The sequence below is a fragment of the Burkholderia sp. F1 genome (genome assembly GCF_050813845.1).
GTDB classification, from domain to species: Bacteria; Pseudomonadota; Gammaproteobacteria; order Burkholderiales; family Burkholderiaceae; genus Burkholderia; species Burkholderia ubonensis.
Window position 1 is genome coordinate 3,109,177 of sequence record NZ_CP172422.1, and the last position, 13,874, is coordinate 3,123,050.

Here is a 13,874-nt window from a genome sequence, read left to right on the forward strand (position 1 = left end):
ATGCCTTGTATCTCAACGTATCCGGGTTCGGCTGCGACACAAGGTGATGCAAAATTCCGTGCGAAACGGCGCGCGCCACAGGGGCGCGCCGCCCTTCCGGCCGAGGCTACGCGCGGCGCAGCGGCCGGAAGCCCGCGCGCACTTCCTGCGCAAACAGCTCGGGCTCCTCCCATGCCGCGAAATGCCCGCCCTTGCCGACTTCATTGAAGTAGATCAGGTTGTGATAGCAGCGCTCGGCCCAGCTGCGCGGCGCCTGATAGATCTCGCCCGGAAACACGGTGATGGCCGCCGGCAGCGCGATATCCACCGCGTTGAAGTTGTTCGAGTGATCCTCCCAGTAGATCTGCGCCGCGGACGTCGCCGTGTTCGTCAGCCAGTAGAGCGAGATGTCGTCGAGAATCTCGTCGCGCGGAATCGAGCGCTCGGGAATGCCGCCGCTGTACGTCCACTGCGAAATCTTGTCGTACATCCACGCGGCCTGCCCGGCGGGCGAATCAGCGAGCGCGTAGCCGACCGTCTGCGGGCGTGTCACCATCATCGCCGAGTAGCCGCAGTTGTCGCGGTAGAACGTCGCGAGCTTTTCATAGGCGGCCTTCTCCTTCGCCGACAGCCCGGCCGGCGCGGGGGCGTCGGTCGCGAGCAGCGTCGCGATGTCGGGCGGCACCGTGGCCGGCATGTTCACGTGAATCCCGGCCAGCCCCTTCACGCGCTGCATCGCCATCCGGTGCGAAATCACCGACCCGCAATCGCCGCCCTGCGACACGAAGCGCGTGTAGCCGAGGCGCGCCATCAGTTCGCCCCACGCGCGCGCGATGTGGTCCGAGCCCCAGCCCGCCTTCGTCGGCCGGCCCGAGAAGCCGAAGCCCGGCAGCGACGGCACGACGACGTGAAACGCATCGTCGGCGCTCGCGCCGTGCGCGGTCGGATCGGTCAGCGGGCCGATCGCCTTCAGCAGCTCGAAGATCGAGCCGGGCCAGCCGTGCGTCATGATCAGCGGCATCGCGTTCTCGTGCCGCGACCGGACGTGGATGAAGTGAATGTCGAGGCCGTCGATTTCCGTGATGAACATCGGAAAGCCGTTCAGGCGCGCTTCGCCCTTGCGCCAGTCGTAGTCGGTACCCCAGTACTGGAGAAGCTGCTGCATGCGCGCGAGCTGCACGCCTTGCGATTCATCGGCCACCGTCTCGCGGCCCGGCCAGCGCGTCGCGGCAATGCGGCGCCGCAGATCGGCGAGCGCTTCGTCGGGAATGTGCGCCGTGAACGGGCGAATGCCGCCGCCGCCCGTGGCAGCGTGAAGTGCGGTGGGAAGCATCGCGGACACGCCCGCGGCCACGGAACTGGCCAGCAGGTGGCGCCGCATCGGCGAAAACCGTATTGAAGACATGGCTTGACATCCTCCTTTCGGAAATTGGACAAGCCGCGCGCTCGATACCGCGCCCTGGCATTCGTTGCGGCGCGATTCGATCAGGCGGCGTAATCCATTGGAAAGGTCTGATGTATCCCGGATTTGTCTGCTTTGTACGGATTTGTAGCAGGCGGCCCGGCGCGGCCGCCGTCGGGCTTGGAGCGTTGCCTCACGGCACAGTGCGCCCGCGTGGATGCTTGCATATCAGAAACGCATTCAATCGATGCCAACTATATATTTATCATCTAAGTCGTCTCCCCCTAGGATATCGACATCGACCCGTTGACGCGCTTGACGGGGCTCCGGATCGGCGACGTGATCAACGTGCCCAAGGCTTGACCTCCGCGTTCGGCATCGATGGATCGTTCCATCGTCGCCTGATTTTACTAAGGATACCGATATTAATACTCGACTCTGGCAGTCGAGCCGACAGCCTTTTACTCTTTCAGGACTACGACATGAAATCGCTCATTTGTTTCGCGCTGACTGCTGCCGCGCTTACCGGCGCCACCGCAAGCTTCGCGCAAACGACTTCGGCGCCGTTGACCCGTGCCGAGGTCATTGCCGACCTGGTTCGCCTCGAGCAGGCAGGCTACCAGCCCGCCGCAGGCGACGATCCGCACTATCCGGACGACATCCAGGCGGCCGAAGCGAGGGTCGCGGCGCAGGCCGCCGCGCAGCATGACACGGTCCAGGCCGGCCGTTGACGGGAAGCGCGGGCGAACGGCGCCGGGATGTCCCGAGTCCGAACGCAGCGTGCGCCGCGACTTGACTCGGGCGCTACCGTCTACAGTCACCGCGTGCGCTTGAACAAGTCCGTGGCGAGCTCGCGAAACGCGCGCGCGCTCGGGCTCAAACTCCCCCCCTTTCGCCAGATCATGCAGAGATTGCGCTCGATCTTCAGGTCCTTGACGGGCAGTTGCACAAGCGCGCCGGACGAGAGCTCTTCGGTCACGGTGCTGCGCGAAACCCAGGCGATCGCATTGCCGAGCCGCACCAGCTGCTTGATCGCCTCGGCGCTGCCGACCGACAGCTTCGGCGCCAACGTCAAGCCGCGCTGCGCATAGGCTTGCTCGACGACCGTTCGCGTTCCTGAACCGGGTTCACGCACGACCAGTTCGGCTTTTCCGATTGCATCGGCGGTCAATTGACGTTTGCGGGCCAGCGGGTGAGTCGGCGCAGTGACCGCTATCAGTGCGTCCCGGCCGATGACGGCGGCATCGAATGCCGTGTCGTCGTAAGGCCCTTCGATCATGCCGATCTGGTGCTCGTTTGCGAGGACGGCGTTTTCGATGTTCTCGCTGTTCGAAATTCTGAGATCGACCGTGATGCCCGGATAGCGCGTGCGGAATTCGTTCAACACGGCCGGCAGCAGATACACGCCGATCGTCCGGCTCGAGCCAATGCCGAGCTGGCCTCTCGTGAGGCCGGCGAACTCGCCGACTGCCGCTTCGGCCACATTGGCCAACGAAAAAATTTGCGCCGCATATTCGGCGAGGAGCCGGCCCGCTTCCGTGGGCCGCATGCCGCGCGGCATGCGGTCGAACAGCGTCGCGCCCAGCCGTTCCTCCAGCTCCCGAATCTCGCGTGTGAGTGCGGGCTGACTGACGTGCAGTCTTTCCGATGCCGCCGTGACGCTGCCGGTTTCGACGACCGCGTAGAACGCGGCCAAGTGAGTGAAGTTCATCGAGGTATATGACAATGATATATGAAGCATCTCAACGATGTATTTTTATTATACAAAGCCGCTCCCTAGAATCCAGTCAGACAGTTCCTCGACACGGGAGAATCGAATGACCAAGATGAACTTGACAGCGCACGCGCCGCACGGCCTGTCCGAACGCGTCAGGCAATTCACGCCGAACTGGTTTGCGGTGACGATGGGAAACGGCATCGTGTCGCTGGTGCTCGCCGGGCTGCCGTTGCACTTCGGCGGACAGCGCGCGCTGGCGTCGGCGTTGTGGGCCATCGATATCGTGCTGTATCTCGCCTTTGCGGCGATGTTGACGGCGCGGGCGATCAGGTTCCCCGAAACGATCCGGCCGCTCCTGCGCCATCCGGTCCAGTCGATGTTTCTCGGCGCGGTGCCGATGGGTCTCGTGCCGATCATCAACGGCATCGTCCTGTTCACGGGCGGGCATGCCGAGGCCAATGCGCTCGCGTACGCGTTGTGGTGCGTCGATGCGCTGCTGTCGGTCGTCGTCGCGATCGGCGTGCCGTTCATGATGTTCACCGAGCAGGGACATGCGTTCGAGCGTGTGACCGCGGTCCTGCTGCTGCCGATCGTCGCACCGGAAGTGGCGGCGTCGAGCGCGGCCACCCTCGCGCCGCATTTCGTCGGGACGCAGGCCCGTCTGCTGATCGGCGCGGGGTACGTGCTGTGGGCGATTTCGGTCCCGCTTGCGTTCGCGATTCTGACGATCGTGTTCTTCCGGCTCGTGATCCACAAATTGCCGCACCGCGACCTCGGTCCGTCGAGCTGGTTGACGCTCGGCCCGATCGGTACCGGGGCGCTCGGTCTGCTGACGCTCGGTCAGGCCGCGCCTGTTGCGTTCGCCGGTACACCGCTGGCCAGCGTGGCGGTGCTGGCGCGGGACCTCGGCATTGCCGGCGCGCTCCTGCTCTGGGGCGCCGGTCTCTGGTGGCTGGCCTGCGCCGTGCTCTTCACGATGCGCTATTGCCGCGAAGGACTGCCCTTCAATCTCGGCTGGTGGGGTTTCACGTTTCCGCTGGGCGTTTATACCGCCGCGTCGCTGAGCCTGTACCACGCAACGGGTTTCGGTGGATTCGCCGTATTCGGCACGTCGCTCGCCCTGTTGCTCGGCGGCTTGTGGGCCATGGTGATCGTGCGGACGTGCCGAGGGATGCTGCACGGCGGCCTGTTCCATGCGCCTTGCCTGGCGCCGATTTCCAAATAATCGAGGTAGATCATGTTCATCGGGTTTATTCCATTTCTGTCCGCCACCGTGGCGCTCCTGCTGTCCTTGCTGGGACGCGACCGAGCAGCGAGTGCGAGTTGGTGGCTGACCACGTTGCTCGTTGCGGCATGGGCCATTCACCATGGGGCGCATCACATTCCGCAGTTCGCCACCTACGGCTCCTGGTAAGAGGTCAAAAAATGAAAGCCAATCGCCTGATCGATTTGTTGATGCTATACGGCGTCAATGCGGTGCTGCTCGTCGCGTTCTATTTCCAGTTGGCGCACGGTGAACTGCCGTGTTCGCTCTGCAATCTCCAGCGGGTCGCCTTCATGCTGCTCGGCGCGGGACTGCTGATGAACGTGTGGAGCCGCAATCCTTCCCCTGCCAACCATGCGTTGAGCGCAGTCGGTGCCCTGGTCGGCAGCCTGATCGGGTTGATGCAGATGTTCCTGCACGTGTTGCCCGGCACGCCGCCCTATGGCGGCGCGATTCTGGGAATGCACATGTACACCGCGTCCTATGTCGCACTGACCGCGAGCCTCATCTATTGCGTGCTGATGCTCGCCTTCCGGACGCGCCTGCAGACGATCCACGTCGGTGCGCCGCGGTCCGCCGAAGCGGGTCGGTCGCCGTTCGTCAAGCTCGCTGTCTGGCTGTTCGCGGCACTGGTGATCGGGAACCTGATATCGGTGTTTGTCGAAACAGGCTTCCACGCCCTCTATAGCGATCCGCAGCACTATCACCTGCTGTACTGCGGCGATCCAGAAGCCCCCGCCGGTCGTGGTTCGATGAGCTGTCGATAATGACCATCGGGCGTTGCGCCGACGGCCTCCGGTTCATGGCACATGCCAACGGCAGGCGGCCCGGCGCGGCCGCCGCCGGATAGTCACTCAGAGCGCCTTCACGATCGCGCCGTCGACGCGGATGTTCTGCCCGGTGATGTAGCCCGCGCCGTCGGACAGCAGGAACGCGACCGTCTTCGCGATTTCCCCGGTCTTGCCGAAGCGACCCGCCGGAATGCGCGCGACGATCTCCGGCGTTTCCGGCCAGCTGTCGATGAAGCCCGGCAGCACCGCGTTCATCCGGATGTTCTCGGCCGCGTAGCGCTCCGCATAGAGACGCGTCCATGCGCTCAACGCCGCGCGCAACGCCGACGACACCGGCATCGGCTGCTCGGGCGCGTCCGCCGCGAAGCTCGAGATGTTCACCACCGCGCCGCCGCCCTGCGCCTGGAAGATCGGCGTCACGCGCCGCATCACGCGCACGACGTTCAGCAGGATCAGGTCCAGCCCCGCATGCCAGTTGTCGTCGGTGATCGACAGCAGGTCGCCCTTCGGCGGATGCCCGGTGTTGTTCACGACCGCGTCGATGCGGCCATACCACGCGATCGTGTCGCGCACGAGCCGCTCGATGTCCGCGTCCTCGGTCACGGAGCCCTGCAGGCCGAAACCGCCCAGTTCCTCGCCCAGCGCGACCGCGCTGCCGGACGGCGACATCAGCGCGACGCGATAGCCCGTCGCCGCCAGTTCGCGCGCGATCGCCGCGCCCATGCCCTTGCCCGCCGCCGTGATCAACGCCACTTTTTCTACAGTCACGATGTGCCCCTCGCTCGATTCAAGCCACCGCGCAGCCGCCAGCCGGCGCGCCATGGTGGTAATGTAGGCCCATCGACCGCCGCTGTCGAACCAGTATTTCTGCCTCTCAACAATAGCTTTTCTACATCCTGACGATGCCGCCTCGCCGCCTGTCCCGCCTGCCGCCGCTGAATGCGCTGCGCGCGTTCGAAGTGTCCGCGCGCCACCTGAACTTCCGCGCCGCGGCGGACGAGATCGGCGTCACGCAGGGCGCGGTCGCGCAGCAGGTGCGGCATCTGGAGGACGTGCTCGGCCTGCGGCTGTTCGAGCGGCTGCCGCGCGGCCTCGCATTGACGCACGACGGCGCCGCGTATTTCTCCGACGTGCAGCGCGCGCTCAACGCGATCGCCGACGCGACCGACAAGCTAATCAAGCGGCGCGCGACGCTGACGATCAGCACGACGCCGTCGTTCGCGTCGAAGTGGCTGATCCCGCGGCTCGCCCACTTCACCGACGCGCACCCTGACCTCGACGTGCGCGTGATCGCCGACGCGCAGCTCGCGACGTTCCGCCACGACGGCGTCGATCTCGCGATCCGCTACGGCAAGCCGCCGTTCGGCAAGAGCCTTGCCGCGCACCTGCTGTTTCCGCTCGACATCTACGCGGTGTGCAGCCCTTCGCTGCTGGCCGCGCCTGCGCCGCCGCGCGCGCTCGCGGGCCACGTGCTGCTGCACGACGCGCACGATCTGTGGCCGGAATTTCTCGCCGCGCTGCCGGAGCCCGTCGACGTCGATCCGCACAAGGGGCTGCGCTTCAACCAGACGTTGCTCGCGATCGACGCGGCGGTCGCCGGCCAGGGCATCGCGCTCGCGACCGATCCGCTCGTCGAGCGCGACATCGCCGCCGGCCGGCTGGGCAAGCCGTTCGAATTCGCGTTTCCGCTGTCGGTCGGGTTCTATCTCGTGTATCCGGGCGAGCGGCGTGACGACGACGCGCTCGCGGTGATGCGCGACTGGCTGATCGCGCAGGCGGAGCGGGACGGGCGGCCTTGAGCCGGGGCAGCGGCAGCGCGCTTGCCCGGCGCGTGCGTCAGGGCGCGACCCAGCGGCCGTCGTAGCCGTCCGCGTGCAGGTCGAATATTGCGCGCCGATGCCCTTCTGAAGGCGCGAGATCGAGAAAATCGATACGCGTCGCCGTCACGTGGATCAGGCAGAAATTCGCGTAGCCGTCGTCTGCCGTCATCGGGTCTGCATCGGTTGGCGGATGCGCGTCGGCCGGCGCTGCGACCGGCGTGCCGGGCGGCAGCGGCGCGCGATACAGCAGCAGCGTATGCGGACGGCTCGCTTGCCAGACCGCGCGCCGCTCCGCTTCATCCGTGCAGATCGATGCGACGCCTTCCACGCGGATCTGCACGAGCGCGTCGAGATCGACACCGACCAGCGCGATGCGCGGATCGCGACGCAGCTCCGCGACCTTCTCCGAACGCGCATCGGTATGGAACGACAGCACGTGGCCCGCGCGGCGCACCTGACGCAGCACGAGCGTGCGTACTTTCGGCGCGCCGTCGAGGCCGAGCGTCGCGGCCTGCAGCATCGTGAACGGCGAGCGCTTCGTGCCGACGCCCGACTCGAGGCAGGCCCAGAGGCGGTCGTAGGTGGATTGAAGCGATTCGGCGGCGGAGTCGGGCATGGTCGGTACGCGATGTCGATCGCGCAAGCTTAACCGTTCCGGCAGCGACCGGGCGCTCAGTTGTAGCCGAGCACGACCGGCGCCATGTCGGACGCCTCCGCGTGTTCGACGCCGAATCGCCCGAGTACTTCGGCGACGTATTCGGGGCCAGCGCTGATCTGCGACGACAGGTGCGCGGCCGGCCGGATGTCGGCCATGCCCGGTGCTTCATCCATCCATGCGGTTGCGTTGACGGTCGTGTTCATCAATAGGTCTCCTCATTCTCAAGCGGCCAGCGCCGCACCATAGGCGCGCGCGAGCCGCGCGACGCCTTCCCGGATCGCGTCGACGTCCGGCGCGGCGTACGACAGGCGCAGTGACGCGTCGTCGACGTTGTCCGCGAAGAACGCGTTGCCGGGAACGAAAACGATCTTGTTCGCGATCGCGTGCTGCAGAAGTTGCGCCGACGACACCGCGCCGATCCGCGCCCACACGAACATCCCGCCTTCCGGACGATGGAATTCGATCGCATCGCCGAGCCCGTCGCGCAGCGCATCGCACATCGCCGCGCATTTGCGCTTGTATGCATCGGTGATGCGCGGCAGATGACGTTCGAGCGCGCCGTCGGCGAGATACTCGGCGGCGATCGCCTGCGTCCACGGCGCGCTGCACAGATCGACCGTCTGTTTCGCGATCACGCAGCGCCGCGCGATCTCGGCGGGCGCGATCGTCCAGCCGACCCGCAGGCCCGGCGCGACGATCTTCGACAGGCTCGCGAAATGCACGATCCAGTCGCGCGCGCCGTCCACTTCGCCGGCAAGCGCGAGCATCGACGGCAGCGCTTCGCCCGCGAAGCGCAGGTCGGCGTACGGGTCGTCCTCGACGATCAGGAAGCGGTGCCGCACCGCGAGGCGCAGCAGCTTCAGGCGGCGCTCGCGCGAGAGCGTCGCGCCGGTCGGGTTCGCGAAGGTCGGCACCGTGTACAGCAGCTTCGGCTGCGCGATCTCGCCCGATGCCAGCAGCGCGTCGAGGCGGTCGACGTCGAGGCCGTCGCCGTCGACCGGGATCGTGACGATGCGCGCCTGCTGCAGGCGCAGCGCCTGCAGCGTCGCCGGGTAGGCCGGCTGCTCGGTCAGCACGACGTCGCCCGGCGCGACCATCACGCGCAGCAGCAGGTCGAGGCCCTGCTGCGAGCCGGTCGTGACGACCAGTTCGGCGGGTGTGCAGGTCACGTTACGGCGCGCCATCAACGCGATCAGTTGCTGCTTCAGCTCGGCGAGGCCGTCGGTCGGGCCGTATTGCAGGCAGCGGGTCGGCTGCGCGTAGGCGCGCGCGGCGGCCGCGTTCAGGCCGTCGACGTCGAACAGGTCGCTGGCCGGGTAGCCGCCCGCGAAGGAAATCATCCCGGGCTCGCCGAGATACTTGAACAGCTCGCGGATCGGCGAGCCGGCGGGGTGCTGGAACGGGGTGGTGAACGCGTACATGTCGTCGTGGGCTCGGGGCGGATGGCGGCCGGCGGTGCGCTTTGACACGCCGGCGGCGAATTCAAGCCACGATTGTCGGTAGCCGTTAAGGCCGCCGCAAACGATATCTATGCACTATGTCTTGCGGTTTGGTCATCATGTGGCGGGCGGTGGGAATCGTTGGAAAACCTATGCCCTGCCGTTAATCGAATCCATCCGATTGTTTCGCCATGCGCATTGCAGCCACAAGGCCCTTGCGGCCATGACAGTTGTTAAAGGTGATGGTCGACCCACATCGCGACATCCGAGGCAAGGGCCAAGGCGATAACGCCCCGCCCATCAGTTGCGTTCGCGCAAAACCGGCAATCCAGCAGCAAGGACCGCGCGAAGCGGTCCTTGTTGTTTATGCCGTTTCCGCTCGTTCGACAGGCTGATGGTATGGCTGCTCTCGCTGCGCAAGCTGGCTGCCGTCAGGCGTGATGTTGATTTGCCGGGTCTTGTGATTGATGTTGAGGAAGACCCGGTCCCCCGGTTCGAATCCGAACAGCTTGAAGTGCGCATCGATGACGCTCATCCACGGCATGTACGGCCAGCCGCTCTTGGGCCGGTCAGGTGTGCTGCGGAGGATCATCGCAAGCACGGTGTTCGGGTTGCGCGGTTTACGCTTCTTTGGACGTGACTTAGTATTGGCGTCAGCCATGGTCAACTCCTCGGGACGTATGAGTTGGTGGTGGTCAGCGGGTCGTATGGGTTGCCGCCCATGCGGCCCGCGCTTTTTTGCTGCCGTGAATTCCCTGCTCGCCCCTTTGCTGCGTCTTGTCGATGTCGAGCAAGACGATTATTCCGACCACCGATGCAAAGGGGGCTCCGTTCAACAGCCGATGATCGAGAAGCAAGGCTTCGAGACCAGTTTAGCTGCGCTGGCGTCTTGAAAATGGGTTGTCGATAAGGATTGGCCGAAGGGCATAGGGTCGCGCGCGATACAGGACTGATGTTGCGAATTAGTCATTTTGCATTCCTTCGTGTCCGCCGAATCGCTAAAACTGGCCGACCGCGGTCGCACACGGTCGGCGCAACCGATCCGGAGCGGACTATCGTGGGCGGTACGCTACTCGAAAATAGTCTCTTGGCAGTCGTAGCCGCAACGTAGAAGCGAACTTCTGTCGTACGTCACTTTCGCAAGACAGACACCCTAGGGATAGCTAGCAAGCTCTCTACGACGATCTCAAGGATCTTCCCGCCCGATTGATTAGGTGTGCCTTAGCCGAGCCAATGCACAAAGTCCAGCTCTTGGGACAAAGGATCCAGGGATTGTCCAGCCGGCACGGTATGAAGCGCCTTCTGCAAAAACATCGGTACTGGCATCAGGGCAACTGGGTTGTCGCATAACGTCGGATTTGCTGGACTACCGTACACCCAATAGTTACCGTACCCGAAACCATCTATTCCCGGTGGGAGATTCCACTCTTTCAATAGCATTCCCAACAGGTGTTGATGAGCAGTCACTATCACGCCGCTTACGTTCGGAAATTTGATCGCAACACCGTCGTTTCGATAGAAGCTGTGCTCCGTAAATAGCCCTGAACCAAGGCCAGTTACCGGAGTGATCGCTTCAAACATTCGTTGGCTCCAACAAACAAACAGCAGGCCATATGTCGGCACATCAATCGAAGTGAAGCTTGAAAACTTCGCTTCAGCACTAACCAAAAAATCCTTCATCTTATTATCGAGCGGAAGGGCTACATGTTCCTTACCATACAGCTTCTCGATAACATCTTTCATAAATGGCGCACGACCAACAACTTGAGCTCTGGCAAGGCGATTCTTCTTTTCGTAGTCAGAGAGCGACGGGGATTTAACCTCGACCAGAACCCGCCAGTCAGAACAACTTATCATGAACTCAGGATTCTTCTTCGTCTTATCGGTCGGCTCCCATTTAAAAACGAATCCGTTTTCAGGCGGAAAAGCCTCGATAAATTTCTTTGCAATTACTATCTCGCACAGCGCCTGAATTATCTGCTCGTACTTGGAAGTTTCTGCCCCTCGAATTTCCCCTATCCTTTTAATAAGGCTTACACCCACCCCCACACAGATTCGCTCTAACAAGCAAACGAAATCCATGAACTGGACAGCAAACACAGTTTCATTTTCAAAGTGATAGGTTAAAAAATGTGGCGTTACTCGGTCTCGAACAATGTGTTTGTCAACAGCATTTTTTATCATGAAGACGTTTGCCCTGTAGTTCTCGCTGGGATACAAGGTTCGCCTCAGTCGCTCATTAATTCTCATTTAATTTCCATTTCTCAACCGCACTGCAACCATGTCTGCGGCAGCGTTATTCCAGTAAGGATGAAGCTCGCATCTTTATTTATTGATGCAAAAGCCCCCATTTTTACGATCGTCCGCTTTTGGTCGAGGCTGTGTGAAAACGTATGCCCAACGCCCCTGTCGAAAAAGTCGACTCTTCCGATTGCGCCGTATCGGCCCGGTGTCAGTCCGGGAAGGGTAAAGTGGCATCCGAAATCCGAGTGGTTTCGCGTTTTCACACAGCCTCGGCCGAATGCCGACAACACGCACTGCACTCCCCTTGATCTAAACACAAAAAAAGCCCGACAAAGTCGGGCCATCGGTGAGACAAGGGGGGTACGTCCACCACACCGGACGGCCACGCCGCTCGCACTACCGCACTACACGACGTTCTTTTCGACGATCGGCCGGTTCGCGAGCACACGTTCCCAGCCGAGCGACGACTGGTCGAGCGTCGCATAGCGTCCGCCGAGTCACCGCGCCCTGTCGCCAGCCTTTCCTGCAGCCCATGACCGTTAAACCAGCCTTCGCAGCAGACGCCGTAGGCGCCCGACGCAAGATCGTCGACGTTCAGCCACGGAAACGTCACCTTCAGCGCGTCGTGATCCATCAGGCGGATGTCCGCGCCGACACGCGTCTGCAGCGCGTGGTTCTCGCGCAGCGTCGCGTCGCCCGCCGGCGAACCGGGGATGAGGGCCCCTGACGAAACCGATCCTGAAATCGCTCGCTCAAAGCTGATCGTGCCGACATCCCGACGGACGCGGCCCGATCCGTGCGCCGGGATCCGGCCCACCATCCCTAGTCCGCCCGTCTTTGCTTCATGTCCTGCACGATCCAGTAGCTCATCAGGCAGAGCACGATGAATGCCGCGTAAGGCGGTTTCATCGACGCCAACACCACCCAAATGATGTACATCCAGCCACGGAAGACCGAAGGCAGAATCGCGGCCAGTTGCCCCCAGCGCATCGTGCCCACCAGGCTGCCGGCAACGATCAGCAATGCGTACATGCTCCAGGCCGGCTCGGCCCAAGCGGAACTGAAGTCGGCCAGCTCCATGCCCATCAGCATGAATGCGGTTGCCGCGCCGGCAGCGAACCAGGCAAGTGTCGCTGCAAAACGCAAGCCGCGCCAACGCTCGACGATCGCACGCAACTCGCCTTGCACGAAGCCCGCGAACAATCCGTACAGCACGCCCTGCGCGATCGGCACCTGCCACGGGCCGCCCGCGACGCGCACGTAGTATCCGAAGAACCCGAATCCAAACGCCGCACAGACGCAAAGGGCCGCGAGGCCCGGCAGACGCGGCCAGCCATGCACGGCGACGGCCCAGACGGTCGCAGCGGCCAGCGACAGCAGCGCGACCGACGTCACGATGCCGACTCGTGCATCCGCATAGGCTGCGCAACTCGCCGCGACCCAGAGCGCGACCCAGCCATACCGGACGACGGCACGCTCGCGCGCGACGCGACGCCAGCGCAACGACAGCGTCGAAGCGCCGAATTCGGCGACGCCATAGACGAGCATCGTCAATAGCGCAGCCGCGCCCATGATCGCCCCTTGCAGCCCGCCCCATGCCGGGGCGGCGCCCAGAACACCCATCCCGGCCAACCCGCTGGCGACCAGCAGCCCGCACCACAGGCCAAGCACCGGCGCCGTGACGCACAGCCGGATCGCCTTCGTCCGTCGCGTGCACGCGTCTCGCCAGAACGCAACCCGCTCGCCGTCGAACCGCAGGTTCCGTGCGTTGACGAAATGCGCCTGCAACGCGAACAGCAGGGCCTCCATCTCGCGATGACGGTTGCGGTCGGCGAGCAGCAGCAGCGCTCGGGTCACGCCCGGCAGGGGGCGCTCCAGCATGTCGACAGCCGCCGGAAAATGCCGCCTGGCTTGCGCATGCTCTTCGTCCGCGAAGATCCTGGACAGCGCCTGGCGCGCGAGGTACGCGTTGCGCTGCATCAGATGTCCGGCGCCCTCTCGCCAGTTCAGCACGTCGGCAAGATCGCTGCGGCTGTCGGCCGGAATGTCGTCGCGCAGGCAGTACATCAGCGCCGCCCATTCGAGCTCGTCGCGCAGCGCGATACTGACCGCCGACGCGAACAGTGCCTTGATCGCACGCTGCGACGTCACGTTGCCGGGATCGGCGGAAAACCCGTCCCAGATCCGGGCAGCCTCGGCGGCCGGGTCCGGTGCGTGGTCCGGCGGCGGCGGCATCGACTGCGCGGCTTGCATCGGCTGCATCGGCAACGCCGGCGCGGCGGCCTGCCCGACGCCATCGGCTTCAATACGCTGCTCAAGGTCCGCGGGTGGCCGGTCCGGCCGCGATCCATCCGTTTCGACCAGCGTGATCGTCTCGCCGGAGGCCGCGTTGCGGGCCAGCAGCAACGCATGCTCGTACGCGCCGCGCAATGCCTGAAACGCGTCGGGATCCTCGTCCGCGCGGCGCTGCTTCAATGCCCGTGCATAGGCGCGGCGCACCGCACGCTCATCCGAGCCGTCGTCGATCTCGAGGACACTCCAAGGCCATGCATTCATGCGG

Annotated in this window: 13 protein-coding genes and 2 pseudogenes; 5 read left to right on the plus strand and 10 right to left on the minus strand. The window is 64.0% G+C overall.

Translation table 11 applies throughout. From position 1 onward, the window contains the following. Positions 1-106 precede the first annotated feature (106 nt). The gene (locus ACFIMZ_RS32435) at positions 107-1,384 is read right to left on the minus strand and encodes an epoxide hydrolase family protein (RefSeq protein ID WP_431823521.1); all 1,278 of its coding nucleotides are present in this window, start codon (positions 1,382-1,384) and stop codon (positions 107-109) included. Positions 1,385-1,863: 479 nt separating this feature from the next. Here ACFIMZ_RS32435 and ACFIMZ_RS32440 point away from each other — a divergent pair. After that, positions 1,864-2,082 (plus strand): annotated as a pseudogene (locus ACFIMZ_RS32440) (DUF4148 domain-containing protein); the annotation flags it as partial. A gap of 116 nt (positions 2,083-2,198) precedes the next feature. Here ACFIMZ_RS32440 and ACFIMZ_RS32445 read toward each other — a convergent pair. Then, positions 2,199-3,092, minus strand: coding sequence for a LysR family transcriptional regulator (locus ACFIMZ_RS32445; protein WP_431823522.1), 894 nt, complete (start codon positions 3,090-3,092; stop codon positions 2,199-2,201). Positions 3,093-3,198: 106 nt separating this feature from the next. Between ACFIMZ_RS32445 and ACFIMZ_RS32450 the strand changes: the two genes are divergently transcribed. The 3 genes from ACFIMZ_RS32450 to ACFIMZ_RS32460 are packed head-to-tail and all read left to right on the plus strand — an operon-like array spanning position 3,199 to position 5,129. Continuing rightward, the gene (locus tag ACFIMZ_RS32450; RefSeq protein ID WP_431823523.1) at positions 3,199-4,323 is read left to right on the plus strand and encodes a TDT family transporter; all 1,125 of its coding nucleotides are present in this window, start codon (positions 3,199-3,201) and stop codon (positions 4,321-4,323) included. 12 nt (positions 4,324-4,335) lie between these two features. Beyond that, a complete protein-coding gene (locus tag ACFIMZ_RS32455; RefSeq protein WP_431823524.1) occupies positions 4,336-4,512 on the plus strand; it encodes a DUF5993 family protein in 177 nt (58 codons plus the stop codon). An 11-nt stretch (positions 4,513-4,523) separates the two neighbouring features. Further along, complete coding sequence (locus ACFIMZ_RS32460; RefSeq protein ID WP_431823525.1) at positions 4,524-5,129, plus strand: disulfide bond formation protein B; 606 nt, start codon at positions 4,524-4,526, stop codon at positions 5,127-5,129. A gap of 87 nt (positions 5,130-5,216) precedes the next feature. On the opposite strand, the gene ACFIMZ_RS32465 is transcribed toward ACFIMZ_RS32460, so the two are convergent. Continuing rightward, complete coding sequence (locus tag ACFIMZ_RS32465; RefSeq protein WP_431823526.1) at positions 5,217-5,921, minus strand: SDR family oxidoreductase; 705 nt, start codon at positions 5,919-5,921, stop codon at positions 5,217-5,219. Positions 5,922-6,055: 134 nt separating this feature from the next. On the opposite strand from ACFIMZ_RS32465, the gene gcvA reads away from it, so the two are divergent. After that, positions 6,056-6,952, plus strand: a complete 897-nt coding sequence (gene gcvA / locus ACFIMZ_RS32470) for a transcriptional regulator GcvA (RefSeq protein WP_431823527.1) — start codon at positions 6,056-6,058, stop codon at positions 6,950-6,952. 37 nt (positions 6,953-6,989) lie between these two features. On the opposite strand, the gene ACFIMZ_RS32475 is transcribed toward gcvA, so the two are convergent. The 7 genes and pseudogenes from ACFIMZ_RS32475 to ACFIMZ_RS32505 all read right to left on the minus strand — a co-directional run bounded on the left by ACFIMZ_RS32475 (position 6,990) and on the right by ACFIMZ_RS32505 (position 13,870). Next, positions 6,990-7,589: a pyridoxamine 5'-phosphate oxidase family protein gene (locus ACFIMZ_RS32475; RefSeq protein WP_431823528.1), complete on the minus strand. Its 600-nt coding sequence runs from the start codon at positions 7,587-7,589 to the stop codon at positions 6,990-6,992. Positions 7,590-7,645: 56 nt separating this feature from the next. Beyond that, entirely contained in the window at positions 7,646-7,834 is a 189-nt protein-coding gene (locus tag ACFIMZ_RS32480) for a hypothetical protein (RefSeq protein WP_431823529.1), read from the minus strand. Positions 7,835-7,852: 18 nt separating this feature from the next. Next, entirely contained in the window at positions 7,853-9,052 is a 1,200-nt protein-coding gene (locus tag ACFIMZ_RS32485) for a PLP-dependent aminotransferase family protein (RefSeq protein WP_431823530.1), read from the minus strand. Positions 9,053-9,434: 382 nt separating this feature from the next. Then, positions 9,435-9,731 (minus strand): hypothetical protein, encoded by a 297-nt coding sequence (locus ACFIMZ_RS32490; RefSeq protein ID WP_431823531.1) that lies wholly within the window; start codon positions 9,729-9,731, stop codon positions 9,435-9,437. A 560-nt stretch (positions 9,732-10,291) separates the two neighbouring features. After that, the gene (locus tag ACFIMZ_RS32495) at positions 10,292-11,320 is read right to left on the minus strand and encodes a hypothetical protein (protein ID WP_431823532.1); all 1,029 of its coding nucleotides are present in this window, start codon (positions 11,318-11,320) and stop codon (positions 10,292-10,294) included. A 508-nt stretch (positions 11,321-11,828) separates the two neighbouring features. Continuing rightward, a pseudogene (locus tag ACFIMZ_RS32500) lies at positions 11,829-12,023 on the minus strand (FAD-dependent oxidoreductase); the annotation flags it as partial. A gap of 113 nt (positions 12,024-12,136) precedes the next feature. Then, the gene (locus ACFIMZ_RS32505) at positions 12,137-13,870 is read right to left on the minus strand and encodes a hypothetical protein (RefSeq protein ID WP_431823533.1); all 1,734 of its coding nucleotides are present in this window, start codon (positions 13,868-13,870) and stop codon (positions 12,137-12,139) included. Between the last annotated feature and the right edge of the window lie 4 nt (positions 13,871-13,874).

Coding starts and splice junctions, on each gene's coding strand:
- ACFIMZ_RS32445 (WP_431823522.1), bottom strand. CDS start 3,092: ATGAACTTCACTCACTTGGCCGCGTTCTACGCGGTCGTCGAAACCGGC.
- ACFIMZ_RS32495 (WP_431823532.1), bottom strand. CDS start 11,320: ATGAGAATTAATGAGCGACTGAGGCGAACCTTGTATCCCAGCGAGAAC.
- ACFIMZ_RS32450 (WP_431823523.1), top strand. CDS start 3,199: ATGACCAAGATGAACTTGACAGCGCACGCGCCGCACGGCCTGTCCGAA.
- ACFIMZ_RS32505 (WP_431823533.1), bottom strand. CDS start 13,870: ATGAATGCATGGCCTTGGAGTGTCCTCGAGATCGACGACGGCTCGGAT.
- ACFIMZ_RS32475 (WP_431823528.1), bottom strand. CDS start 7,589: ATGCCCGACTCCGCCGCCGAATCGCTTCAATCCACCTACGACCGCCTC.
- ACFIMZ_RS32480 (WP_431823529.1), bottom strand. CDS start 7,834: ATGAACACGACCGTCAACGCAACCGCATGGATGGATGAAGCACCGGGC.
- ACFIMZ_RS32485 (WP_431823530.1), bottom strand. CDS start 9,052: ATGTACGCGTTCACCACCCCGTTCCAGCACCCCGCCGGCTCGCCGATC.
- gcvA (WP_431823527.1), top strand. CDS start 6,056: ATGCCGCCTCGCCGCCTGTCCCGCCTGCCGCCGCTGAATGCGCTGCGC.
- ACFIMZ_RS32490 (WP_431823531.1), bottom strand. CDS start 9,731: ATGGCTGACGCCAATACTAAGTCACGTCCAAAGAAGCGTAAACCGCGC.
- ACFIMZ_RS32460 (WP_431823525.1), top strand. CDS start 4,524: ATGAAAGCCAATCGCCTGATCGATTTGTTGATGCTATACGGCGTCAAT.
- ACFIMZ_RS32455 (WP_431823524.1), top strand. CDS start 4,336: ATGTTCATCGGGTTTATTCCATTTCTGTCCGCCACCGTGGCGCTCCTG.
- ACFIMZ_RS32435 (WP_431823521.1), bottom strand. CDS start 1,384: ATGTCTTCAATACGGTTTTCGCCGATGCGGCGCCACCTGCTGGCCAGT.